This is a genomic window from Psychrobacter sp. CX16 (assembly GCF_057396245.1).
Map to the genome: position 1 here is coordinate 1 of NZ_JBXYJF010000040.1, position 25,258 is coordinate 25,258.

Here is a 25,258-nt window from a genome sequence, read left to right on the forward strand (position 1 = left end):
TTTTTTCATCAGCCAGTTGTCGCTCAAGTCTTTTTATGATTTGGGCTGGGGTTTCTTTGTGTGGCATTCTTAGGCTCTTTGGCGGTGTATTCCAGTCTAATGTACCATGTTTCCTAAGCCAAGTTAGGACGGTACTACGTCCTTGTATGCCATAGTGCTTTTGGGCTTGTTTGTAGGTCATGTCGCCTTTTTCTACTTGCCCTACCACAGCTAATTTAAAGCCGAGTGTGTAATCTTTCTGTGTTCGTTTAATCCTTGATCTTTCTGCTTTGTCCATTTATAAGCTTCCTTTTCGTAAACTTATTTTAGGACGGGACAGTTAACGCATAAAAAGCCGGTCAGATAATAGCCGGCTTTTTTATGGCCAGTTTATTCGTAGATATGACGTTTAAATCATAAAAATAGAGCAAGTATTAACCTGAATTTGCTTGAAAAAAATACCCACTGCCCCTATTAGTAAGGTAACCCAAGAGCGACTATATACACTGATTTAGCTAGATTTAAGCATTGGTGTCAGTGTATATGTGTCAGCATAAAAATAATGATGGTCTATTTACGAGGATATTATGAGCGAAAATCAAAGCGCCACCCAGCACGTTTTTGAGGCGGAAGTCGCCCAGCTATTGCACTTAGTGACTCACTCACTGTATTCAAATTCAGATATTTTTGTGCGTGAGCTGGTCTCAAACGCATCGGATGCTTGTGACAAATTGCGTTTTGAGGCGACCAGTGATGACAGCCTATATGAAGATGATGGCGAGTTAAAAGTCCGTATTGATATTGATGAAGAGGCGAAAACCATTACCTTTATTGATAATGGTATCGGCATGACTGAAGTAGACACCATCGAGAACTTAGGTACTATCGCTAAGTCTGGTACCAAAGCATTCTTGGAGCAGCTATCAGAATCGCAAAAACAAGATGGTCAGTTGATTGGTCAGTTTGGTGTTGGTTTCTATTCAGGATTTATCGTTGCTGATACCATCACCGTAGAGTCTCGTAAAGCGGGCACGCCAGCTGACCAAGGCGTGCGCTGGGTATCAGATGGTACGGGTAAATTTACCACCGAAACCATCACAAAAGACACCCGTGGCACCTCAATCACGCTTCATCTAAAAGAAGAATTTACAGAAGGCGAAGACAACTACCTTGATCGCAATAAGATCAAACGCTTAATCAATAAGTACTCAGATCATATTAGCCTGCCTATTCAAATGCGCAAAGAAGTCTGGCAAGAAGATGTGGTAGAAGAGGCCGATGATGATAAAGATGAGGATAAAGTTGACGAGTTTGGCGCGCCAGTGAGTAGTGGCGGTGAAATGGTATTGACCGATGAGTGGGAAACCATTAACAAGGCCAGCGCTCTATGGACCCGTTCAAGCTCAGAAATTGACGATGAAGAGTACGTCGATTTTTATAAAAACATCACTTATGACTTTGAAGAGCCTCTAGCTTGGACGCACAACCGAGTCGAAGGCCGTGTGCAGTATACACAGCTGTTATATATACCTAAAAAGGCACCCTTTGATTTATATGCTCGCGAGCAACAGCACGGTCTTAAGCTGTATGTAAAACGTGTGTTTATCATGGACGATGCTGAGCAGTTATTGCCCATGTACTTACGCTTTGTGAAGGGTGTGATTGATTCGCAAGACCTACCATTAAACGTCAGCCGTGAGATTCTGCAAGAATCACGTGATGTGAAGTCTATCCGTGATGGTAACGCGCGTCGTGTGTTGACGCTTCTTGGCAGTCTTGCTAATAGTGAAGATGCCGACAAGCAAGAAAAATTCAAGCAATTTTACGCTGAGTTTGGTGATGTCATCAAGGAGGGTCTTGGCGAAGACATGAGTAACCAAGAGCGCATCGCTAAGTTGCTGCGTTATACCACCAGTACTCGTGAGGGTCTTGAGACCAGCTTTGCTGACTATAAAGAGCGCATGATTGAGGGTCAAAAAGCGATTTATTACCTCACCGCTGACAATTTAGCTGCTGCTAAAAATAGCCCTCAGCTAGAGCTATTTAAGAAAAAAGGCATTGAGGTTATCCTAATGACCAGCCGTGTCGATGAGTGGGCGATGAACTTCCTGACTCAGTTTGATGGTACGCCATTACAGAATATCGCCAAAGGGGTGGTTGACTTAGGTGACCTGCAAGACGAGGAAGAAAAAGAAGAGGCCAAAAAAGCAGAAGAAAGCTTAAAGCCTGTTGTCGATAAATTAAAAACAACGCTAGGCGGCCGTGCTAAAGATGTTCGGGTGTCCAATCGTCTAGTGGATAGTCCTGCCGTGTTGGTGACGCCAGAAGGCGAGCTGTCGCCTCAGATGATCCAAATGCTTAAGCAAATGGGTCAAGAAGTGCCAGATACTCAGCCCATTTTAGAGGTCAATCCAAACCATCCTTTGATTCAAAAACTTGAATCTAGTGAGCAGTTTGATGACCTTGCGCAAGTTATTTTCGACCAAGCCTTGCTTGCAGACGGTGGTCAACTTGATGATCCAGCGGCTTATCTAAAACGTGTCAATGAGTTATTGTTGAAATAGACTCTTGTTTTAAATAAAAGTAGGGTGCACCCCGCGCCCCAAATAAAACAATCCATCTTAAAAGAAAAGGACTCATGATTGAGTCCTTTTTTTGGTTTAAAATTTAGTAATATAACTATGAGTATTTGCAGGTATTTATCGTGGACAAAATTAGTCAAGATAAAAGGATGACGTTAGCGAAGCATAACCCACCAAATATAGTCAATGAATATTGTTTTTTCGACAAATAATAAGGCTGATTACCTTTTTCTGCATCCTTTCCCCAAACGTATTCAAACCTAAAAACCAAAGAACATCACAACAACGCTTTGTATCATTTCATATAATTAATTCTTGGTAATATAACTAAATAGAATTTTTGTTTTAGACCTCGTGGTTGAATTAGGCCATAGGGTTTAAACCTCATTAATTTAAACACTAACAATTAAAAAATAAATTAAGGAGTTATGATGGAAGACGTGAAACCTTTGAATATTGCTTTAATAATAGGTAGCTTACGTAAAGAGTCAATAAACCGAGCCTTTGCTGAATACGTGGTATCGCAAATGCCTGAGCAGGTTACTGTGACCGAATGTCAAATCGATGACTTACCTTTATACAATGAAGACATTGATACGGATACACCGCCAGAAAGTTATACCCGTATTCGCAACCAAGTGGGGGATGCCGATGGATTATTGATTGTCTCGCCAGAGTACAATCGCACTATCCCAGGCGGATTAAAAAATGCGATTGATATATTATCGCGTCCAAAAGAGGACTCTGTACTTAACAATATTAAAGTAGCCTTTGTCACTGCTTCACCTGGGACGTATGGCGGTAGAAGTTGCGGCTTTGATTTACGCAAAACCATGCTACCTTTTGCAGCACAAGTTTTATTAGCGCCAGAAATATATCTGAGTCATGCTGGTGATGCCTTAGATGAAAATAACAAGGTTAGCAGTGAACGTACCCAAAAGTATTTACAAAAATTTGTTAACGCTTTTGTTGAGTTCTTGGAAGATTAATAGTTTATGGAAGATAAATAGAGCAACTTGCTTTTATTATTACTTAGCTATTCTTACTTACCTATTCTTAATAGTTACCGGCAATACAGGGTGTCTATCAGTAATTAAAAACATTTTGCCGCGCCTCGTTCTTAGCTGAGAGACGAGGCGCGACCATAGTTTTGTAAGAAATACGCCTTAAAACTGACATATTTATCCCCGTCTAAAGGGCTTCGATATTAAAGCTTATATTTTGCTTTTTTTAATGGTTTAGTAGCTCCTGTTTTAACTATTTACTGTTTTAATTCCTCAATTACCCCAACAAAGTTATGCACTCCTTGAGCACCTGTTACCAAATGACGATGATTAAAGATAATCGCAGGGACGCCCTGTAAGCCTTGCTGGGTAAAATATGCCTCCTCCTCTCGGATCTCTTTAGCATAACGTTGGTTTGAGAGCACTGTTAAAGCCTCATCCTTATCAAGACCAATAGACTCTGCAATCTCAGCCAATATAGCGTGATCAGATACATCACGATGTTGGGTAAAATGAGCAGTAAACAATGCCATTTTTAATTCATGTTGCCGACCTTTATTTGCCGCCCAGTGCAATAATTGATGTGCGGCAAATGTATTATACATCCGCATATCATCACTAAAGTTCATATCAAAATCCAAGTTTTTAGCGGTTTGGGTGATATGAGCTCGGTTTTGCTGTGACTGCTCAACAGTAATACCGTATTTCTCCATCAAGTGCTCTCGTAAATTTTGTCCCTCGCTTGGCATATTTGGATTTTACTCAAACGGATGCCACTGTATCTCATAGGTGGTATTGGTCTGTTTAAGGGCCTTTTGTAGTTGTAAATAGCCAATTAGGCACCAAGGGCACATCACATCTGAGACCATATCGATGTGTAATTTATGATTAATTTCTGTCATAGTATTTTTCCTCTCTTTCTATTTTTATGTTTATAACCTTTTTGTTTCTAGCTTCATGGGAAAGTGACTTTATTAAAGTCATTTTTAGCTATTAATAATTTTATGGGCTAAAAGAAGTACCTTAAAAGTACAAAGCCATGTACAATAAGTCATTTTAAAATAAATTAACTCTCTTTAAATAAGGGTTAACTAAATCAGGTTGTTAGACAGTTGTTATTTAAAGGGACTTATTTAACTGTCCTTCATATTCGTCTCGGCAGTTTTCTGATAGCTCGTAATTCAGATGACAGTAATCTGATAACGGTAAGCTAGATAACATTGTGTCAGATACTAGAGTGTCTGAAAACATAAACAAGGCAACGGACAGTGTCTAATATAAATCATAAAAGACGTATGGCGTCTTATTCTAGGGAAGGTAATATGACAACTTCAAAAAAATTAGCGGCCGAGTTTTTAGGCACAATGTGGTTAGTACTTGGCGGCTGTGGTAGCGCCGTATTTGCGGCAAACTTTGGGGGTGATGGTAACCCACTCGGTATAGGATTTGTGGGTGTGGCATTGGCCTTCGGTCTGACGGTTTTAACAGGTGCCTATGCGTTTGGCCATATTTCTGGTGGTCACTTTAACCCAGCAGTTAGTATTGGTCTGATGGTTGGTAAACGTTTCCCAGCCGCTCAATTACCAGGTTATATCATTGCTCAAGTATTAGGCGGGGCATTGGGTGCGTTTATTATTTATCTAATCGCAACGGGTCAATCAGGCTTTGCTATTGATGCCAGTAGTGCAGGTGCATTTGCTACCAACGGTTTTGGTGAGTTCTCACCAGGCGGCTATAGCATGATGTCTGCACTTATCGCTGAGGTTGTATTAACAGCGGTATTCCTCATCATTATTATGGGTTCAACCCATCATCGTGCACCGATTGGCTTTGCACCTATCGCCATTGGTCTTGGCTTAACCTTAATTCACTTAATTAGTATTCCTATTACCAATACGTCAGTGAATCCCGCCCGTTCAACAGCAGTTGCTCTATTTGTTGGCGGCGGTGCATTATCACAGTTATGGATGTTTTGGGTAGCTCCGATAATTGGTGCTGCGATTGGCGGTGGTATTTATGCTTGGTTAGGTCATGAAGGTCCAGATATTGTGGGTGACGTGGTTATGGATGACAAAATTGGCTAGGTTTTGCAGAGGTTGTTGCAATAGACCACACTAGCAATAGCTATCAATCAAAAGGAGACCCAAATGGGTCTCTTTTTTATGTGATAGCTTTTTTGTCAAATAAGCAATCCTTGTTAGGCTCTGTCGGGCTCACTTGTCCCTCTATTAAGCTGAGTCTAATAAATGACAGCCAACTCTTGTAGAATTAATAGCCCCGGTATCCATCCTGTAGTAATAGCACAAAATACGGCAAACATGCCCACTTGCTTTTCGATATTCTTAGATAAACTGAGCATAATGAAGTCTAAGAACCATAGAATCGCCCAAGCGTACCAGTTGAAGATGCTCCATCCACTAAAGTTTAAGGATATTTTAAATGTGGCATTTAATGCCACTGATAATGCTGTAAGACTGACAAACAGACAAAACCAGCCTAATCCTTTTGAATTTGTATTTAAAAATTGATTAATACCCGTCCATATATAGGTAAAAGCGAACAAGAAAGTAAACGCGCCAGTACTGATTAAATGCAGATCATGGGCATTATTGAACACTAAATTAGTAGCGATCAGAAAGCTAAGTATTCCCACTAGGAAATTAATGACAGGGATTTCTTTATCTTGAATTTTTCCGAGTAGCCAGAGTCCGTTAATCAATAAAACGGCACCCACATAAAGTAAGGTTAAACCTAACATACAACGATTCTCCTAATAAAAATAGAATCACTTTATATCCAAAGCAAGTCTTACCGGTTATCGCCATTTAACTTCTGCATCACTATGAGATAAAGCTGTTAAATAAAGTTATGAGATAAAGCTATAGTCAAAGAAGTCTAAAATTAGGATAAATAACCACACATTCAAACGAGACAAATGCCGTTTTTTAATTTTGATAGTGATGCACAAGTTATAAAGTCAATACGATAGGTGTCATACATTGGGATATAAAGCAGTCCTAAAGCATAAAATCAGGACATGTTTATTAAACATGTCCTGATTTTTAAGCGAGCATCAGTAAAATATTAACTAAATAAAACGGCGCACAAACCCACAACAGCCATGACACGCTGGACGATTAAGCTATTTTGCACATGAGTACTCAGATAGTTTGCAATGACGTTTCCAAAGGAATAAAGCGCTAACATGGCGGCGATCATACCGACAAAGAAACCCGTAGTTCCACCGTTAGTAGGGGCTTCAAGCGCATGTGCTGCCCCATGAAACATGGCTAACGCACCAAAACCAATAATAGCCGCATTATATACAGTCTTGAAGGAAGCGTTGCTGTGTCCGCTAAGCGCAGGATTAAAGTAGCGGCTCATAAGGGCTATCGTCAATAATACGATAGATAGCACGATACCGCCTTCAACAAGTGTACTGTTTAAACTCATGCTTAAACTCAGCGCAAAGCCTGCAATTAGGCCAATAGTTAAGGAGGTAAACCCTTTTTTAAAGCTCTGCATTTGGGTAAATAGCAACCCCATTCCTAACGCTAACATCAGATGGTCAATGCCGGTTAATGGGTGAATTAAGCCTGCCAATAACGATGAGAAAAATGAGCCATCTGATACGAATGAACCGTGCCCTGGGTGTGCAAAAGCGAGTGTCGGTAGTAATGACAGTACCGTTAACACACTTAGGGTGGTTGATTTAGGCGCTGATTTGGTTGCTGGGTTTGAAAGCTTGGTTAGTTTTGGGTTATCGAGTAACTTGGATTCATTTATTGTCATGATAAATTCCTTCGTTAGTGAAGTCAGTGAGTTTCACACTATATTTAAATTTTATGAGTCATATTGCAGTTGATATTATTAGTTTAAGCAGTAACTTATGCCGCCCCTATCATGCCTTTATCTTTGATAAAAGCCACGATCTCATCTAGGCCTTCGCCGGTTTTCATATTGCTAAATACCACAGGCTTATCGCCTCGCATTTTTTTGGCATCACGCGCCATTACCTCAAGAGACGCGCCCACTAAAGGCGCTAAATCTGTCTTGTTAATAATCAGTAAATCAGATTTCATAATACCTGGGCCGCCTTTGCGCGGTATCTTATCGCCTGCTGAGACATCTATCACATATAAGGTTAAGTCTGACAATTCAGGACTGAAAGTTGCGGCTAGATTATCACCTCCCGACTCAATGATAATTAATTCAAGGCCAGAGAATTGGTTTTGTAATTCTGCAATTGCCGATAGGTTAATAGAGGCATCTTCACGAATGGCAGTATGAGGACAGCCACCAGTTTCCACACCGCGAATACGTTCTGCTGGCATGGCGTTATTGCGCGTTAGGAACTCAGAGTCCTCTTTGGTATAAATATCATTGGTAACCACCGCCATATTGATTTCATCTCGTAGGCGTTGGCATAGTCTTAACGTTAATGCCGTCTTGCCAGAGCCGACAGGCCCACCAATGCCAAGACGTAGGGGAGATAAAGTGGCAGTGTTATCAGTATTTTGAGTTTTGGGCGTAAGCGCCATAATTATTATCCTTATTCTTCATTTGTATAGTCAGCGAACTACTAAACGGTTATAGCGTTAACCTCGTTAAGCCTACTCCTGTAGTACTAGCACACGGTTGCCTTGTAACCATTTTAGACTTCTTTGACTATATTTATAAACAAAATTTTAAGAGCTGTCATAGTAGACAGCTTCACATATTTTAAGATTACGAGCGAAATAAACGGCTATATTGTCGTTCGTGCTGACAAGATAGTGCTGCTAAATGTGGCAAGTTTGCTGACATATTTAGCTGTTGATAAAAAATGCCTAGTGACCGCTGTGCAAGACCAGCTTTTGAGCCATTAGTGTCCGAGCCTTCAGTGTTATAACATTGATAAAAGATATTCTGATCATTTGATTGCTTTGAATCATCTATATATTGGTGGTAAACGTGACGCACTTCGGCGGCAATGTTAGGACAATATTGGCTCAACTGCTGTTGTAATTGCCAAATAATACGTTGTCCTGCCATTTGTCCAAGGGGTACCGTTTTTACCGCAGCCAATACCATATTTTCAATTTGTCCAAAGGCGTAAGTGGTCATCGCCTTTTCTGGATTTATTTGCCAATGCGCACTGATGTTCGCAAACAACGGCAAAAATCCATTAATCACGATTGCGTCAGGGACGTTTAAATCCAACACTTCATCCAGCCACGATGATAATGAAAGCGCCAACTGGCTCGACTCATACACAAACTCTTTACTCTCACGGCTGGCATGATAGTCCGCGGCTAAAGCATTGGCCAAGTCTTCATCTTCATCGGTTAGGGCAGTCACCATTAAAGCCAATAGCGGCAATTCATAGCCGACCAAAGCCAGCTCTAGATAGTCCGTCATAAACGATAACGTACTGTCTTCATCTTCGATAAACCCAGCCTCTATGGCAGGCTCAATTCCTTGCGAATAGGTATAGCTACCAATAGGCAAGTTACTCGATGCCAGCATCAGTAGCCGACCGGTGACATCATTTATGCCACGGTTGCTGTCGGCTATATTTGGGCCAATTTCAGGGTCAATCATGGGAGTGGCTTTCACTATGCGAATGAATATGGGCATCATTTGAGTGAAGATGCTCATGAGACTCATGATGAGATTCTGAATGGCTGCTATGAGAGTGGTCGGCATGTGAATGACCGCTATGTGAATGACTGCCATGAGAGTGACCACTCTTATAAGCCCCCGTTTCAGGCTCAAATGGAGCTTGTACTTGCTCTGTCTCTAAACCCAAGTTTTGCAGCATGGACTCGAGAACATGGTCAGGTTCAAAGTAGAGGGCAGTCGGCGTTATCATAAGAGGGACATGGCGATTGCCTAAATGATAAGCGCCTTTCATTAGGTTAAATCCATCGTTAGCGGTGACGCAGACCAACGTTTGGTTGGCCGCTTTTATTTGAATAAGCTCTCCATCAGCGGTAGATAGTATGCAGCCATCTTTTAAGGTTTCAGTACGAGGTAGGTCAATACCTACAGATTCTTGACGTTCAGTCTCTGCTTTAAAACGGCTACGCTGACGGCTGTCAAAGTCTAAACATAGATAATGTTTATCCTGTTTCTGCTCTTCAATTAAAGACCATTGTTCAGGCGTTAAGTCATTATCATTAAGGCGTTGAGAATAAATTTTCATAAGGCTTATTGTCTTTTTTAAGTTATTAATGTCATTAAAATAAGTTATTAAAACAAGAAGTAGCGCTGTGCCATAGGCAATTGATCGACAGGCTCACATGTTAATAGCTCACCATCAGCATGCACTTCATAAGTTTCAGGGTTAATTTCCATAACTGGGCAGTGGCTATTGAGCTTCATATCACTTTTGCGCACTTGACGAATATTGTGAACCGGTTTAATGACTTTACTAAGCTCAAGCTCGGTAGCAACGCCCTTATCAATTGCAGATTGAGACATAAAGGTAATGCAGGTCTGAGCCACCGTTTTAGGGAAGCTGCCAAACATACTACGGTAATGAACCGGCTGCGGCGTTGGAATAGAAGCATTAATATCGCCCATTGGCGCTGCCGCTATTAAACCGCCTTTAATGATGCAATCTGGTTTAACACCAAAAAACGCAGGTGACCAGAGAATCAAATCTGCCCATTTTCCCACTTCAACCGACCCGACCATATCGGCAATGCCATGCGTGATAGCAGGATTGATGGTGTATTTAGCGATATAGCGTTTGATGCGGAAATTATCATTATCCTCACTAAAGTCAGTTTGTGATAGGTTAATATGACCCGCATCTTGTTCGGTTTGCGCAGAGGCATCTGGTGCCAGATGACCGCGTTGAGCTTTCATTTTATTGGCAGTCTGCCAAGTACGAATAATGACTTCACCCACACGCCCCATGGCTTGAGAGTCACTACTCATCATAGAGATTGAACCCGTATCGTGTAAGATATCTTCGGCAGCGATGGTCTCTTTGCGGATTCGACTTTCAGCAAAGGCCACGTCTTCTGCAATTGCTGGGCTTAAATGGTGACAGACCATTAACATGTCCAAATGCTCATCAATGGTATTGACGGTAAAAGGACGCGTTGGATTGGTCGAAGAGGGCAGAACATGCGGTTGCCCAATGGCTTTCAGGATATCAGGGGCATGTCCACCACCTGCTCCTTCGGTATGGAAGGTATGGATGCAGCGGTCTTTGAAGGCGCCAAGTGTACTTTCCAAATAGCCACTTTCATTTAAGGTATCAGTATGAATGGCCACTTGCACATCGTAGTTATCAGCAACACTTAAGCAGTTATCGATGGCTTGAGGTGTGGTGCCCCAATCTTCATGTAGTTTTAGACCTATGGCACCCGCTTCAATTTGTTCGACAACGGGGTTAGGCAAGCTCACATTACCTTTGCCCAGTAGCCCTATATTCATCGGTATAGAATCAGTTGATTTAAGCATACTTTGAATATGGTAAGCACCGGGTGTACAAGTGGTGGCAAGCGTACCTTGAGCGGGTCCTGTTCCCCCGCCAAGCATGGTCGTCACACCCGACATCAGCGCTGTTTCGCATTGCTGAGGTGCAATGAAATGTATGTGACTGTCAATACCACCGGCGGTAAGTATTTTACCTTCCCCAGCGATAATCTCAGTTGATGCGCCAATGGGCAGGGTCACATCAGGCTGAATGTCTGGATTACCGGCTTTACCGATGCCGCTGATACGTCCATCTTTAAGCGCTACGTCCGCTTTATAAATACCGGTATAGTCTACGATAAGGGCATTGGTAATAATGGTCTCAGCGACGTCAACAGCCATTAATTGAGACTGCCCCATACCATCACGAATGACTTTACCACCGCCAAATTTGACCTCTTCACCGATACTCACATGAGCTTCAGTGTATTGGTCTGCTAAAGGAGATCGTGATGAGTTTGAATCACTACCACTAATGGCGATCAAGTTAGCATTGGAGTGTAAACTATGCGTATCATCAGCATCCGTATGATGATCGATCTGGCTGGTCAGGTCGTATTCCACTTCAAGCCAAAGGTCGGTGTCTGCTAATCTTACTTTATCGCCAGTCGTTGGTCCAAAGTGCTCTGCGTGTATGCGTCTGTCAATTCGCTTTTGTGAGGTGGTGGTCGTTTGTTTAATATCGGCTGAGCCCATAACACGGCCAGCAAAGCCGTATACTTCTTGTTTTCCGGCTAGGGCGACCAACTCGACTTCGCGCGCTTGTCCTGGTTCAAACCTGACTGCTGTACCCGATAAGATGTTGAGACGATAGCCTTTGGTCGCTTCTCTATCAAAGCTCAAAGCATCGTTTACTTCATAAAAGTGATAGTGAGAACCGATTTGAATAGGGCGGTCACCCGTATTAACGACTTCTATGGTTTGCACGCTACGGCCTGCATTTAAGGCCATTTCTCCTGCTTTTATTTTATATTCGCCCGCTTTCATAATAATCCTTAGTTGTTAATTTATTAGAACCATCTTGTATTATGTCTTCGCTATTGTGAGTCTCATCAGCTACACGATAGGATTATGCACGGTCACCAATTTGGTGCCATCAGGAAACGTCGCTTCGATCTGAACATCCTGTATCATGTCCGCAACGCCTTCCATAACATCGTCAACAGAGAGATAAGTGGTGCCTTCACTCATGAGTTGAGCGACAGTCTTGCCATCGCGTGCGCCTTCCATAAGTAGCATACTGATATAGGCAACAGCTTCTGGGTAATTAAGTTTAACGCCTCGGTTTTTACGGCGTTCGGCGACCATTCCGGCGGTAAATAGCATTAATTTGTCTTTTTCGGTAGGATTTAGCTGCATGACTTTTCCTTTTTTTAGTATTAGGGCTTATGCAAATAACGGTATCTAACTGTGCACAGGCGAATGGGGGTTATTTATTAAACGTCTGGTTTTACCTTTTAGACAGTGCAAATAAATAATACCCAGTCGCTTAAACTCTTAATTATGCGTAAGTTCTACTTGGTTTAAATAATAAATGGGTGATGTTAGTGGGACACCCACTCAGATCTTAGGACAATTTGTAAAAGATATCTGAGTCTCTAGGTGTCCCAAATTCTCGGTCGATGGGGCTCAAGTTGATACCATTTTTTTCTAAGTAACTCACGGACTTGGTAAAAAGCCTCGAAGCAGGCACGCACATCGGTACCGATATAACGACAGTTTATGGCGTGGTAGTTATGGGTGCTGACAATGGGTAGGTTGTACCGATCTATCAGCTCACGCACCTCGTCAATAGTGTTGTCCAAATACTGCCCCAGCTTCAAAGGGTTAGTTTGAGCATCTTCATCGATAACATCTTGACTGGGTACTGCCCAAAATGAGCCGTGAACATGCTGTTTGTTCAGTCCAAGAGGTGATTGAAACCAGCGCGAATTTGCTTGCTGTTGAGTATGTTCGCTGACCAACAGCTGATCGTCTCTCCAAATCTGCAATCGCGTATTGTATTGACCATGTGTAAAGGTCTCGTTATACGCTTGACGACCGAATACCGCAATATCCCAAGTTAATAAACTGGCCGTAGCTGCCAAGTCAAAATGGTTATTGGCTTTTGAGACAGAATGGTCAAAATAAATGCTTTCTTGTGGTAGCCACTCAAGAATAGCATTATCTGCCAATGCCACACAGATATTTTGTTCGGCTTGTACGGGGGGCTGTAACTGGGAATGGGTTTGATGCTGGGAGTGTGTCTGGGAGTGAGTTAAAGAATGGGGCTGAATATTGACGTTAGGCTTGCTTGATTGTTGATCTGTTATAGCGTCTATGGATGGCTTGCTGGTTTCTCGTTCTCGCCCATTAGAGCGTCGTAAAGATTCACGTTGCCCATACCATTTACCGGCGCCAGGTGTGGTAATAACAGCATGACTGTTTGATTTCAAGTCAAAATTTAAGCTTAATTTATCCCCATCGGCAATACCAGCGGGTGGATATAAAACATAAATATGGCAGATACCAGATTGTGATGTCAGTGATTGTGATGATTTTGGCGATGTAAGAGAGTTAAGCGGGCTAGGACAATTAAGAGAGTTAGGAGAATAAGAGGCGTTGGTAGAAGAGGATGTGATTAAGCTAGATTGGTCTTCAGGTTCAGGGTATAAAGGCCGTTGTACCATTAACGCCCCTTCATGTAGACAATGACATAGACGGGTTTTTTGAGTGTTGACACGATAGTCAAACGTCAACTGTAAAGAGGATAGCCAAGTCAAAATTCAATTCCTGAATAAAGAAAGTAACGAAGGTGAGTATTATAAAATAAAGTTTAGTGGATGATATTTATTTAATTTTTTAAATTTGTTAACGCCATCTTACTGTTTTGCCTTATATTTAATAGACATATTTTCAAAACTTAATGAAAAGTTTTGAAAATATGTAGGTCTGATACCTAATTGATTCAGTACCAAATGGGTTATAGCCTACGTGATAACTAGAGTTTCAAAACAGGTCTCATATTAATAGCACAGTAGGCATAGTGTTAAATTAACTGGACTTTTCAAGTGTTTTGCAAAGTGAGCAAATGATGCCATTGTGCTTTAATGAGTATAAAACATCAGGGCGTTCATATTCCTCATCACATTCTACGCAGCTATATAAAGTAGCGACTGGCGTACCGTCCATATCAAAGCGAGACTCTTCGATACCGTCATGATTCTCTTTAAGGTAGTATTTACCTTGGGTAATAATAGCCATAATTGGCGTAAGGACAAAGCCGACAATCAAGGCAATGATTGGCGAGTAGGGTGCGAGGAACTCACCTAGCAAACCAAAGAACGCTAATATTGAAAGGCCAGCTGCGACACCAAAAGACACTAAACCAACAGGGTTGAAATCATATAGCATACCACGGCGGAATTCAGGCTCTTTAGGTGACAGTCCAAGCACATATTTATTTATCGCGATATCAGTGGATACTACCACAATCCATGCAATAGCAAAGTTTGAGTAAAAGCCTAAAATTTTACCCAACGCTGAGAACATATCCATTTCCATCAATAATAAAGCGATGGAGACATTAAAAATGACGAAAATAATGCGTCCAGGATAATGTTTGGTGACTCGAGCATAGGCACTGGTCCATGATAATGAACCAGAATACGCATTGGTGACATTGATTTTAATTTGTGAAATAACGACTAGTATAACTGCTAATGCAATGGCAAAACTGCCCGGAATAATATTTTGGAACACAGAAGTAAACTGTTGAACGGGCTCAGTAATGGCGTTTTCTGGTAACATATTTGCCATCAAGTAGAAAGCTAGAAATGCACCAGTGATTTGTTTAATAGCGCCTAATACCACCCAACCGGGTCCTGCTGACATCATGGCAATCCACCACGATACCTTATTTTCTTTCGTCTTGGCAGGCATGAAACGCAGATAATCAATTTGTTCACCGATTTGCATAATCAGAGCCAGACATACCCCAGCCCCAAGCATGACTGCAGACATATCGAACCCTTCATAATTACCATTGCCAGCAAATGCAGTCCAATCGTTTACCATACTTGGGTTCTGGAATATTAAGTAGGCCACAGGTCCGACCATTAAAAATAACCACAGCGGGGTCGTCCATACTTGCAGGGTGCTAAGCGCCTTCATCCCAAATATGACCAGTGGAATGACCATAACACTGGAGATTAGATAACCAAGCCATAAAGGCACGCCCAGTCCCATTTTCAGACCTTGCGCCATGATAGCGCCCTCTAAGGCAAAGAAAATAAAGGTAAAGCTGGCAAAAATAATACTGGTAATCACCGTACCGTAATAACCAAATCCAGCGCCACGAGAGATTAAATCTAAGTCGATATTGTAGCGGGCGGCATAATAAGAGACTGGGATACCTGTCAAAAAGATAACGATAGCAGCAAGTATGATGGCAAATATAGCATTGGTTGTCCCATAGGCTAAGCCTATGCTGGCACCAATAGAGAAATCTGCTAAATACGCGATACCGCCAAGCGCTGTTATAGCCACCACGCCCGGTGTCCACTTTCGGAAGCTATGGGGGGCATAACGCAGAGTATAGTCCTCTAAAGTCTCGTTCACCGCAGAACTAGGCGGCGGTGATGTGTTCACAGAACAGTCATCGACGAGGGGGAGTGTTTTCTTATGGTTCATATTGGACACCTTGTTGCTTGGATGGTCAGTTGTTTAGATGACAAAATTACTGAGATAATAAAGTTGCTTAAATTGGCTTAAATCACTTAGAAGATAAATAATTTTATTTGTTATTCTTGTCATTTACTAAAGCTTCTAAGTTTAAAGCGCTAAAATAGGCGATTAACCTAACCTTATTGGTGCAATTTATATACCAAGCTAATAGTGGACAGTTTATTGGTGCAAATTTAGAACCTAAAGCTATATATAGCACTTATCATCCCTGATAGTTAATATGTATGCTGAGGTATTGCACCAAAAGAGTGTGTTTAACGCTAACATAGAACTATTAACTGTCTAAATATGAGTAGTGAGCTATTAAAGTGCTTTTATTGCACCAATTTAGATGCACTAATTTGGAAAGGGTTCTGGAGATTTGGTCATTTACGTTGGCTTACTTTCAAAAATAGAGTGCTATGTTAGAATCAATGTGAATGACAGGTGCAGGGTATAACCTGCTTATTATTCCCAACATTCATACTAAAATTACTACTAAAATTAATTCATTAATATTGAATAGCAATAACTCAAAAGAACATCTGTCACAGTTATTTAGAACTGCCTTAATGGAATGCTACTATTTATAAGACTCTAAAATTAACTTATATGAAAGGATTAGATAATGACCAAGCTAACATTGACCAGTAATAACCGCTGTTTTAATGGTGAACAACACTATTACACTCATTATTCTGAAACTACTAAATCTGAGATGCGGTTTAGTATTTATTTACCCGATGAAGCGTTAGCTCGTAAGACCTGTCCTGCGATTTTATTTTTATCAGGGTTGACCACTAGCCCAGATAATGCAACGCAAAAAGCCCATTATCAGAAGAAGTGTAGTGAGCTTGGTATGACATTTATTGTTCCAGATACCTCTCCTAAAGGCGACGATATCCCTGATGACGAGCGTTATTTTGTTGGCCAAGGGGCAAGTTATTATGTCGACGCCTCGCAGTCGCCTTGGGCTGAGAACTTTAAAATGCATACCTATATCATTGAAGAGTTTTATGATCTAATCCGACTTAAGTTTCCGATCAGTAGTATTGGTATTGCAGGTCACTCGATGGGTGGTCATGGCTCTATTATGTTTGGGTTTCAGTACCCCAGTAAGTTTATCAGTGTATCAGCCATTGCTCCTATCAGTGCGAATAGTGAGTCTGATTGGGGTAAGCCTGCCTTTACAGAGTACTTTGGTAAAGACTCAAATCAGGGCAAGGGCGCATGGTCGCAATATGATGCGGCCACCGCCGTTGAAAAGGCTGGTAAACAGTATCCCAACATTTTGGTAGATCAAGGGGCTGATGATGAGTATTATCGAGACGGCTATCTACGTCCAGAAGTGTTACAAAAGGCGTGTCAAAAAGTAGGGCAACAGTTGACGTTACGCTATCACGGCAACTATGATCACAGTTATTATTTTGTGCAAACCGTGATTGATGACCACATCGAATATCATTATAACGCTGCGCTCAATCATAGTTAAGCCGACTTAGTCTGAGCGGTTTCGCCTTATAAATCACGATAGCCGATTATTGATTACACTGTTGGCTATCGCTGGTTTATAATGGCATAGGCTTTAGGCACTGATTGATAAAGCAACGCCATAGGGACATGACTGACAGATTGACGTGACGGAATATATTTAACTTCATTCTTCTAACGAGAGACTGTATGAGCACCCCCCAGCAAGCACCTGCACGCGACTACCTTATTGCCCCTTCTATATTATCAGCTGACTTTGCCCGTCTTGGTGAAGAGGTCGAAACCGTATTAAAAGCCGGCGCTGATGTTATTCATTTTGATGTCATGGACAATCATTATGTCCCAAACTTAACCTTTGGTAGTATGATCTGTAAGGCGCTGCGTGACTATGGCATTGATGCCCCAATCGATGTGCATTTAATGGTGACACCGGTTGATAGTATGATTGAGCAGTTTTTGGACGCAGGCGCAAGCATCATCACCTTTCATCCAGAAGCGACTCATCATGTCGACCGGTCTTTACAGATGATAAAAGATGGCGGCGCGGAGTGTGGGTTAGTGCTCAATCCTGCGACGCCGCTGCACCATCTCGACTATGTCATGGATAAAGTGGACCAAATCTTATTGATGAGTGTTAACCCAGGCTTCGGCGGACAGTCATTTATTGAGGGGACACTCGATAAGGTTAAACAAGTTCGTCAGCGTATCGATGCCAGTGGGCGAGATATCCGTTTGGAAGTTGATGGCGGGGTAAAAGCGAGTAATATTAGAGCCATTGCCGAAGCGGGCGCTGATATGTTCGTTGCCGGCTCTGCCATTTTTAATCAGCCTGATTATAAACAAGCCATTGATGCCATGCGTCAAGAGTTAAGCTTGGTTGGTTCAAGTCAAGTTTAGCCACATAAGAGAAAGTATGACTGATAATAATGCGATGAATAAGCACACTCAAACGAATAAGCATAGCGAGACTCTAAAAACTGAGCCAAGCTTAGTACCCAAAGGTCTGACCATCGGCCTTGCGGTATTCGCGGTTATTTTAAGTCTTGCCGGTTATGTGTTTCGTGTGTTGGCAGGCGACCCGTTTAAAGAGGTATTGCAACATGCCATGGTATTGGTGCCCTTTTTTGTGGTGGTAATTCCAGCAGGGTTTTGGCTCGGTGCTGTGATTATGAACAAGATCAAAGGTATGCATATCCAGCGCCGTAATGCGCTCACATTAGGTTGGTTAATCTCTTGTGTCACCATGTTATGGTTTATGGGTACCTACAGTTAGACGGTGCTTTATTATCAAATGTATGACTATTCATAGTGTCACTATATGCTAATTACTTTTACTTAACGAGCTTGTCAAGGAAATAACTTGTCCATTTTTGATCGTGATTCTTTTTACTACCCTTATCCCAAAGGTCTGCCCAAAGGACTAATTAAAGCCTTAATTATTGGCTGTTTGCTGTTTGGGTTATCTGGACTGCGTCATGGCACCGGTCTACAAGATTGGCTTGCGGTACTTGAACAGTGGGTGCTGATGCTGCTTATCTTCCCAATAGCGACGGCAGTGGTGGCATTGCCTGTTAAGTATCGTGACCCAACCTTTGAGCTAAAAAATGCCTATTATTTAGGTATGTTTGTGGCGTTGTTGTTTACGCTTGCGAAGCTACGCTATTGGCGTTAATCAGTAATTTGGCGCACAAAAATCGTCTTAAATGGCTGATAGTAACCCATTGCAACAATTTGCCCTTGAAATTTGTCTCAGAAGCGTCCATTGTTAATAGATACACATATGCTATATGAGGTGAATAGGGCATGGTATTTGATCATGAAAAAGACAATCTAGAGATAGATATAGACCCAGAGACGGGCGATCGTAGTACACGTAAATCTAAAGGCTTTGCTCAAGAAACCGTGTTAGAGCTTATTGAAAATGAAAAAGGTCAGATGGTACTGCGTGATTCAGGAGAAGAAGACGATCCGCTAATCACGATTGCATTTTCAGAGAAAGTTCAGGATATGCTTGGCGGTGATATGCAGTATATCGGTCATCAGATGGTACACGCTGCCATTCAAGCGGTTATGCAAAAGCAAGTTAGTCAATGGCATGCCAACGTCTATGACGAAGAGCCTGAGCATTACAGCTAATCTATTTCTATTAAATTAATTGCTAGTTAAATTGTTAGTTAATTAAATGGCTAATTAACTCGTTAACCAAATATATTTTTAACCGCTATAAAAAAGAGGCCGATTATCATTGATAATCGGCCTCTTTTTTCAGCATGGAATCAAATATTATTTGATTTTAGCTTCTTTAAAGATAACGTGCTGGCGTACTTTAGGATCAAACTTTTTGATCTCCATTTTGCCAGGCATAGTACGTTTGTTTTTGGTAGTGGTGTAAAAATAACCAGTACCAGCAGTAGATACTAACTTAATCTTGTCTCTCATGATGTTTTCCTATTAATTTATATAAGTCAGATAATCGGGGTTAACCGCTATCGTATTAACCGATTAGATGACTATACTTTTTGACCTTGGGCACGTAAATCAGCAAGCACTTTGTCGATACCGTGCTTATCAATGATACGCATACCTTTAGTAGAAACACGAAGACGGACAAAACGATTTTCAGATTCTACCCAAAAACGGTGGTTATGTAGATTTGGTAAAAAGCGACGGCGGGTTTTGTTATGCGCATGCGAAACATTGTTACCCACTTGAGGGCGCTTTCCTGTCACTTGACATACTCGAGACATGACGGACTCCTAATAAAGTTGTAAGACATAAATAATGGCATGCTAATACATGCCGAAATAGTATATTTGCCTTACCTACTCAAGATAACGAATCACAATGCGGCTATGGACACATAGGACTGCAACTTGAATAAAATGTTAACAGAAAGTTGGTGGTCACACCCTATAATCGCCACAACGAAAAGTGGGTGACCTTGCTAAAAATTTTAAGGGCGTATTTATACCACACAATCAGTTTTTTTTCAAATTAATTGTTCCGATATTATCGCACACTTTGCGCTAAGTTTTAAGCAAAATGCAGATTATTTATGTACTGATGAGATATTTATGCAACAAAGGGCTGCTTAATCTTATAAAATGCGGTTGAATCTAAAATACTGATTTATATGGCTGTTTTATGGCAGGGATAAATCAGTAGAAAACGAGCTAATAACCATATGACCAACGACCCAAAGCCTAGCACGAGCCAAGTAGGTGTAAAGCCAGAAGCAAAAGCAGATACGCCGTATACGCTGCTTGGCGTTTTATTGACGCTGTATTTTGCACAAGGATTGCCTGCAGGCTTTATTACGCAAGCCTTGCCTGCCATATTGCGTGAATATGATGTATCGCTTGAGATGATAGGGCTATCGGGGCTGTTGCTGGTGCCATGGGCATTAAAGTTTTTGTGGGCGCCTATCGTTGATAAACACTTCTCAAGCTATTGGGGGCGCTCGCGTAGCTGGATATTGCCATTACAGCTATTGTCTGCGGCTATCGTGGCCAGTGTTGGGTTATTTAATCCGCATCAATTAAGCAGTCCACAAACCTTATGGATGATTTATACACTGTTGTTCTTACTGAGTTTAATCGGTGCAACCCATGATGTAGCAGCGGATGGATTGGCAACCCGTTCATTATCTAACATAAAGCAGGCAAGCACATTATCGCCGCCTCAAAGCATGGGTGAGAATGATGATGTGGTCGAAGTCGCTCAGCGTATTGCTTTAGACAAATCAGAATTAGTCAGCGCTGATGGGCCGGTTAACAATCCCTATCAAGGTATGGGCAATGCGATGCAGGTCATCGGCTATCGATTAGGGCTGATACTAGGCGGTGGGGTGTTTTTATTGGTGCTCGGTAGTTGGTCTTGGCGCTATAGTTTCTTTGCTATGGCGGCGCTAATTGTCGTAAATACCTTACCGATTTGGCAGTATCCTGAAAATAAGCATATTCCGATTGCCGTAGAGCCAAAATTTTTTGAAACTAAAGCTGTTTCGCTTGATTCGGATAAGCCATCTAAACGCCATGCTATTGCCGTTTATCTAAAAGATCAGTACGGCTATTTTTGGCAAAATCAGCACATGCGCGCTTGGCTGTTTGTGTTATTAACCTTCAAGATAGTCGATGGTATCTCTAGCGGCATGGTCAAGCCGATGATGGTCGATATGGGTATTGCCACCAAAAGCATTGGCCTGTGGGCGAGTGTCCTTGGCTCTATTGCCTCGCTGTTGGGTGCAGCAGTAGCAGCATGGCTACTCAAGCGGATAGCGCATCATACGGCGCTGGTGGGCTTTAATGGGTTGCAGGTGGTGACGACAGGTCTATATATAGTCGTAGCGATAGGTTATGAGCATCCGAGTTGGTTAGGATTGACACAGACGGCGCCATTTTGGTGGGCATATGCCGCCAATGCCATCGAGCATATGGCGGCAGCCTTTGCGCTGGTAGCTATGCTGACCATGGTGATGCATTATGCACGCCATAATAAAGCGGGTAGTGATTTCACCACTCAGGTGTGTTTATTAACTGTATTTAGTGGCGGCAGTCATCTGTTAAGCGGATTTATGGCAGAGCAGTTAGGCTATACGGGGCACTTTATATTGAGTGTCGGTGTTGGCGTGCTTTGCATCGTGCCGCTGCTGTATTGGCATCGTTTATTCGTTAAGCAGCAATTTGAGCAGCAGAAGGATTAAATTAGCATCGATTTAGTTAAAGAATCATCTCAAGCACAAATTTACTGCCAATAAAGCCAAGGGCTAATAAGATAAAGGCGATAATAGCCATATTAGCGGCTCGGCGACCACGCCAACCTAATTTCCAGTGGCCAATTAATAGGCCGCCAAATAATAGCCATGACAGGATACTGAGCACGGTCTTGTGGGTAATATGCTGCGCCATTAAGTCATCTACATAGACAAAACCAATGGCTAAAGCCACGGTCAGTAGGGAGAATCCGACCAATATCATGTCGAATAATAGCGACTCCATGCTTTGTAGCGAAGGCAGCTTATTGACCCAAACACGGTGTACAGTTTTGTGCTTTAGTTCGCGAATCTGAAAGCGTAGAATAATCGCCTGTATGGCCGCCATTAACAGCATACAATAAGCAGCAATCGACAGGATAATATGTGCTTCAAGCCCTGTGCTGATATTGGTAATAGGGTCGTAAGGTGCGACGCCAAAATAGCCTAGACTTAAGCCAATAATGGCCGTGGGTGTTGCGATAACACCTAAACTTAAGATAGGGCGATAAAAACAGAACAGCACATAGAATAAAATAAAGTAAAAGCTGGTCAAGCTCGCCACATTAAACAGATTAAAATTAAGCCCGTATAATGTCGAGATATTAGGATATAAAACCACCGCATGAGCCAATAGCGCCACGATAAGCATACCCAAAGTGAAACTCTTTGCGATAGGTTTAATACGCACCAACGCCCAAACCAAGTGGCAACTCACGAGAACATAAGCAATAAGTGCAATGATATAGGCAAGCAACACGGTGATATAATCCCTAAATAAAATCCAATTAACAGGTGGTCGTATAATGTTTGATATACTAGGGCATTGACCCGTAAATGATAAAAGTTGCAATCAGGGACAAGCCTTAGATGTGCTATTCTGTATCAACTTAGACTATGCGGTCTGATAACATTGTACTAAGACTAGCGGTATACTGCATGATTATAACGATGCTAACAACGTGATATTCACGTTAAGACAGACGTTAATTATAGGCTAATTTATCATAGAATGAGTCTTATTTGCGATTGCTATACAGTTAAAGTTTGGCTTTTACTAAAATTAACCAACAAACACTGATGTACTTAACGGTATGTACGCTTAATTATTATGTTAACCGCAATGCTATATGTGCTTGAAATCGGCTGACAATGACCGAATCAATAGGTTATAAAACCCTTTTTATTTAAACAGCTCTATATAGACTCAGTAAGTTCAGTAAGTAACATCTATTAGCCTCTAGTATTGAAAGCTATCGTATATTGCAAAACATCGAATATTTAAAGACTTTTAACCAACGTTTATCGAGATTTTCCTATGTTTGACACCCTAACCGAACGACTCTCTGGCAGCCTACGCAAAATCTCAGGCTCAGGTCAGCTAACCGAAGACAACATCAAAGACACGCTACGTGAAGTACGTATGGCGTTACTTGAGGCCGATGTTGCCTTACCTATTACCCGTGATTTCGTCAAGCGAGTCAAAGAGAAGGCATTGGGTCAAGAGGTGCTAAAAGAGCTGGCTCCGGGTCAAGCATTCGTAAAGATTGTCTATGATGAATTGACTGAAATGATGGGCAGTGCCAATCAGCAGCTAGAGATGACAGGTAAGCCGCCAGTGGTCTATCTGCTAGCTGGTCTACAAGGTGCGGGTAAAACCACGACTGCCGGTAAATTAGCCAAGTACTTACAAGAGCGCCATAAGAAAAAAGTCATGTTGGTATCGGCTGACGTCTACCGTCCCGCTGCGATTAAACAGCTAGAGCAAGTTGCCGGTCAGGTAAATGCTAAGTTTGTCAATTCAAGCGCTGATGAAAATCCGATTGATATTGCCAAGCGTGCGATAGAGGAAGCGAAGCTACAATACCAAGACATCCTTATCATCGATACCGCCGGTCGTTTGCATATCGATGAAAACATGATGGATGAAATCAAGGCACTAACTGCTGCGGCTAATCCTTCAGAGACTTTATTCGTTGTTGACTCGATGACCGGTCAAGATGCGGCCAACACCGCTAAAGCCTTTAACGATGCGCTACCGCTAACCGGTGTTATCTTAACCAAGACCGATGGTGATGCTCGCGGGGGTGCGGCTTTATCAGTGCGTGCGATTACTGAAAAGCCAATTAAGTTCCTAGGTCGTGGTGAAAAACTTGACGCCTTAGAAGCGTTCCATCCTGAGCGTATTGCCCAACGTATCTTGGGTATGGGTGACGTCTTAAGTCTGGTTGAAGAAGTCGAACAAAAGATTGACCGTGATAAAGCGGAAAAAATGGCTCAGAAAATCCAAAAAGGTGGCAACTTTGACCTTGAGGATCTACTCACCCAGTTCCAGCAAATGAAAAATATGGGCGGCATGACTGGCTTTTTAGACAAGCTTCCGGGTATGAGTGGTGCCGGCGTAAAAGAGGCGCTAGAAGAAGCCAAGCCAGAAGAGAAAGTCAAAGAAATGGAGGCGCTTATTAACTCCATGACGCCATTTGAGCGCAAAAACCCTGACAAAATTAACCCAAGTCGCAAGCGTCGTATTGCCGCTGGGTCTGGTAAGCAAATTCAAGACCTAAACCGTCTGCTTAAGCAACACAAGCAGATGGCGAAAATGATGAAAATGATGTCGAAACCTGAAGGTCTAGGCAAGATGATGAAAGCAGTACAAAGCCTAACCGGTATGGGCGGCGGCGCTGGTGCATCCGGTGGAGGCGGCCCTTTATTTGGTGGCGGTGGTGCTGCTAAAAGCAAAGCTGGTAACAAAGGCGGTATGGGTGGTATGCCACCGCTTGGCTTAGATCCAAACAATATGCCAAGCAAAGAGGATATGGAAAAGCAGTTAAAAGACGTACAGCAAAGCCTACCTCCAGAGTTTAAAAAGCGCTTTTAAGGTCAAAAGTGTCTATCTAAGCATGATGTGATTCTGATAAAAAGCTAAGTCAGCAATGGCTTAGCTTTTTTTATTATTTTGTCCCGTCCTAAAATAAGTTTACGAAAAGGAAGCTTATAAATGGACAAAGCAGAAAGATCAAGGATTAAACGAACACAGAAAGATTACACACTCGGCTTTAAATTAGCTGTGGTAGGGCAAGTAGAAAAAGGCGACATGACCTACAAACAAGCCCAAAAGCACTATGGCATACAAGGACGTAGTACCGTCCTAACTTGGCTTAGGAAACATGGTACATTAGACTGGAATACACCGCCAAAGAGCCTAAGAATGCCACACAAAGAAACCCCAGCCCAAATCATAAAAAGACTTGAGCGACAACTGGCTGATGAAAAAA

24 protein-coding genes and 1 pseudogene are annotated in these 25,258 nt (G+C 42.0%); 11 read left to right on the plus strand and 14 right to left on the minus strand.

Annotation, left to right across the window (positions count from 1 at the left end):
• On the minus strand, positions 1-277 hold a 277-nt coding region (locus AC2SLM_RS11900), incomplete at its 3' end, for a helix-turn-helix domain-containing protein (protein ID WP_486552477.1).
• Positions 278-566: 289 nt separating this feature from the next.
• Between AC2SLM_RS11900 and htpG the strand changes: the two genes are divergently transcribed.
• A complete protein-coding gene (htpG, locus tag AC2SLM_RS11905; protein ID WP_486554095.1) occupies positions 567-2,543 on the plus strand; it encodes a molecular chaperone HtpG in 1,977 nt (658 codons plus the stop codon).
• Between the two features lie 449 nt (positions 2,544-2,992).
• Positions 2,993-3,550: an NADPH-dependent FMN reductase gene (locus tag AC2SLM_RS11910; RefSeq protein WP_486554097.1), complete on the plus strand. Its 558-nt coding sequence runs from the start codon at positions 2,993-2,995 to the stop codon at positions 3,548-3,550.
• A 272-nt stretch (positions 3,551-3,822) separates the two neighbouring features.
• On the opposite strand, the pseudogene AC2SLM_RS11915 reads toward AC2SLM_RS11910, so the two are convergent.
• Positions 3,823-4,467 (minus strand): annotated as a pseudogene (locus AC2SLM_RS11915) (DsbA family oxidoreductase).
• Positions 4,468-4,887: 420 nt separating this feature from the next.
• Here AC2SLM_RS11915 and aqpZ point away from each other — a divergent pair.
• Entirely contained in the window at positions 4,888-5,649 is a 762-nt protein-coding gene (aqpZ, locus tag AC2SLM_RS11920; RefSeq protein ID WP_486543477.1) for an aquaporin Z, read from the plus strand.
• A gap of 155 nt (positions 5,650-5,804) precedes the next feature.
• On the opposite strand, the gene AC2SLM_RS11925 is transcribed toward aqpZ, so the two are convergent.
• The 9 genes from AC2SLM_RS11925 to AC2SLM_RS11965 all read right to left on the minus strand — a co-directional run bounded on the left by AC2SLM_RS11925 (position 5,805) and on the right by AC2SLM_RS11965 (position 15,709).
• Complete coding sequence (locus tag AC2SLM_RS11925) at positions 5,805-6,323, minus strand: AmiS/UreI family transporter (RefSeq protein ID WP_486543476.1); 519 nt, start codon at positions 6,321-6,323, stop codon at positions 5,805-5,807.
• A gap of 326 nt (positions 6,324-6,649) precedes the next feature.
• Positions 6,650-7,357: a HupE/UreJ family protein gene (locus AC2SLM_RS11930; RefSeq protein ID WP_486554099.1), complete on the minus strand. Its 708-nt coding sequence runs from the start codon at positions 7,355-7,357 to the stop codon at positions 6,650-6,652.
• Between the two features lie 95 nt (positions 7,358-7,452).
• On the minus strand, positions 7,453-8,106 hold the full coding sequence (ureG, locus tag AC2SLM_RS11935; protein ID WP_486554101.1) for an urease accessory protein UreG: 654 nt from the start codon (positions 8,104-8,106) through the stop codon (positions 7,453-7,455).
• Between the two features lie 187 nt (positions 8,107-8,293).
• Positions 8,294-9,148, minus strand: coding sequence for an urease accessory protein UreF (locus AC2SLM_RS11940; protein WP_486554102.1), 855 nt, complete (start codon positions 9,146-9,148; stop codon positions 8,294-8,296).
• Positions 9,141-9,752, minus strand: coding sequence for an urease accessory protein UreE (gene ureE / locus AC2SLM_RS11945; RefSeq protein WP_486554104.1), 612 nt, complete (start codon positions 9,750-9,752; stop codon positions 9,141-9,143). Before ureE ends, AC2SLM_RS11940 begins: the two co-directional genes overlap by 8 nt.
• 47 nt (positions 9,753-9,799) lie before the next feature.
• A complete protein-coding gene (gene ureC, locus AC2SLM_RS11950; protein ID WP_486554106.1) occupies positions 9,800-12,025 on the minus strand; it encodes an urease subunit alpha in 2,226 nt (741 codons plus the stop codon).
• Positions 12,026-12,094: 69 nt separating this feature from the next.
• Positions 12,095-12,397, minus strand: a complete 303-nt coding sequence (gene ureA, locus AC2SLM_RS11955) for an urease subunit gamma (RefSeq protein ID WP_486543470.1) — start codon at positions 12,395-12,397, stop codon at positions 12,095-12,097.
• Between the two features lie 239 nt (positions 12,398-12,636).
• Positions 12,637-13,800, minus strand: a complete 1,164-nt coding sequence (locus AC2SLM_RS11960) for an urease accessory protein UreD (RefSeq protein ID WP_486554108.1) — start codon at positions 13,798-13,800, stop codon at positions 12,637-12,639.
• A gap of 271 nt (positions 13,801-14,071) precedes the next feature.
• The gene (locus tag AC2SLM_RS11965; RefSeq protein WP_486554110.1) at positions 14,072-15,709 is read right to left on the minus strand and encodes a purine-cytosine permease family protein; all 1,638 of its coding nucleotides are present in this window, start codon (positions 15,707-15,709) and stop codon (positions 14,072-14,074) included.
• Between the two features lie 661 nt (positions 15,710-16,370).
• Between AC2SLM_RS11965 and fghA the strand changes: the two genes are divergently transcribed.
• The 5 genes from fghA (at position 16,371) to AC2SLM_RS11990 (ending at position 19,369) form a co-directional block, all read left to right on the plus strand.
• Positions 16,371-17,234 (plus strand): S-formylglutathione hydrolase, encoded by an 864-nt coding sequence (fghA, locus tag AC2SLM_RS11970; RefSeq protein ID WP_486554112.1) that lies wholly within the window; start codon positions 16,371-16,373, stop codon positions 17,232-17,234.
• Positions 17,235-17,422: 188 nt separating this feature from the next.
• The gene (gene rpe, locus AC2SLM_RS11975) at positions 17,423-18,130 is read left to right on the plus strand and encodes a ribulose-phosphate 3-epimerase (RefSeq protein WP_486543466.1); all 708 of its coding nucleotides are present in this window, start codon (positions 17,423-17,425) and stop codon (positions 18,128-18,130) included.
• A 16-nt stretch (positions 18,131-18,146) separates the two neighbouring features.
• The gene (locus tag AC2SLM_RS11980; RefSeq protein ID WP_486543465.1) at positions 18,147-18,506 is read left to right on the plus strand and encodes a hypothetical protein; all 360 of its coding nucleotides are present in this window, start codon (positions 18,147-18,149) and stop codon (positions 18,504-18,506) included.
• An 87-nt stretch (positions 18,507-18,593) separates the two neighbouring features.
• A complete protein-coding gene (locus AC2SLM_RS11985; RefSeq protein WP_486543464.1) occupies positions 18,594-18,905 on the plus strand; it encodes a hypothetical protein in 312 nt (103 codons plus the stop codon).
• Positions 18,906-19,036: 131 nt separating this feature from the next.
• Complete coding sequence (locus AC2SLM_RS11990; protein ID WP_486554114.1) at positions 19,037-19,369, plus strand: hypothetical protein; 333 nt, start codon at positions 19,037-19,039, stop codon at positions 19,367-19,369.
• A 147-nt stretch (positions 19,370-19,516) separates the two neighbouring features.
• Here AC2SLM_RS11990 and rpmG read toward each other — a convergent pair whose 3' ends face one another.
• Together rpmG and rpmB are read right to left on the minus strand one after the other, a co-directional pair.
• Positions 19,517-19,672, minus strand: a complete 156-nt coding sequence (rpmG, locus tag AC2SLM_RS11995) for a 50S ribosomal protein L33 (RefSeq protein WP_007394061.1) — start codon at positions 19,670-19,672, stop codon at positions 19,517-19,519.
• Positions 19,673-19,743: 71 nt separating this feature from the next.
• Complete coding sequence (gene rpmB, locus AC2SLM_RS12000; protein WP_486543462.1) at positions 19,744-19,980, minus strand: 50S ribosomal protein L28; 237 nt, start codon at positions 19,978-19,980, stop codon at positions 19,744-19,746.
• Positions 19,981-20,417: 437 nt separating this feature from the next.
• On the opposite strand from rpmB, the gene AC2SLM_RS12005 reads away from it, so the two are divergent.
• A complete protein-coding gene (locus tag AC2SLM_RS12005; RefSeq protein WP_486554116.1) occupies positions 20,418-21,935 on the plus strand; it encodes an MFS transporter in 1,518 nt (505 codons plus the stop codon).
• Between the two features lie 16 nt (positions 21,936-21,951).
• Here AC2SLM_RS12005 and AC2SLM_RS12010 read toward each other — a convergent pair whose 3' ends face one another.
• The gene (locus AC2SLM_RS12010) at positions 21,952-22,743 is read right to left on the minus strand and encodes a cytochrome C assembly family protein (RefSeq protein ID WP_486543460.1); all 792 of its coding nucleotides are present in this window, start codon (positions 22,741-22,743) and stop codon (positions 21,952-21,954) included.
• Between the two features lie 558 nt (positions 22,744-23,301).
• On the opposite strand from AC2SLM_RS12010, the gene ffh reads away from it, so the two are divergent.
• Together ffh and AC2SLM_RS12020 are read left to right on the plus strand one after the other, a co-directional pair.
• A complete protein-coding gene (gene ffh, locus AC2SLM_RS12015; RefSeq protein ID WP_486554118.1) occupies positions 23,302-24,861 on the plus strand; it encodes a signal recognition particle protein in 1,560 nt (519 codons plus the stop codon).
• 120 nt (positions 24,862-24,981) lie between these two features.
• The coding region (locus tag AC2SLM_RS12020; RefSeq protein WP_486552477.1) for a helix-turn-helix domain-containing protein at positions 24,982-25,258 on the plus strand (277 nt) is incomplete at its 3' end.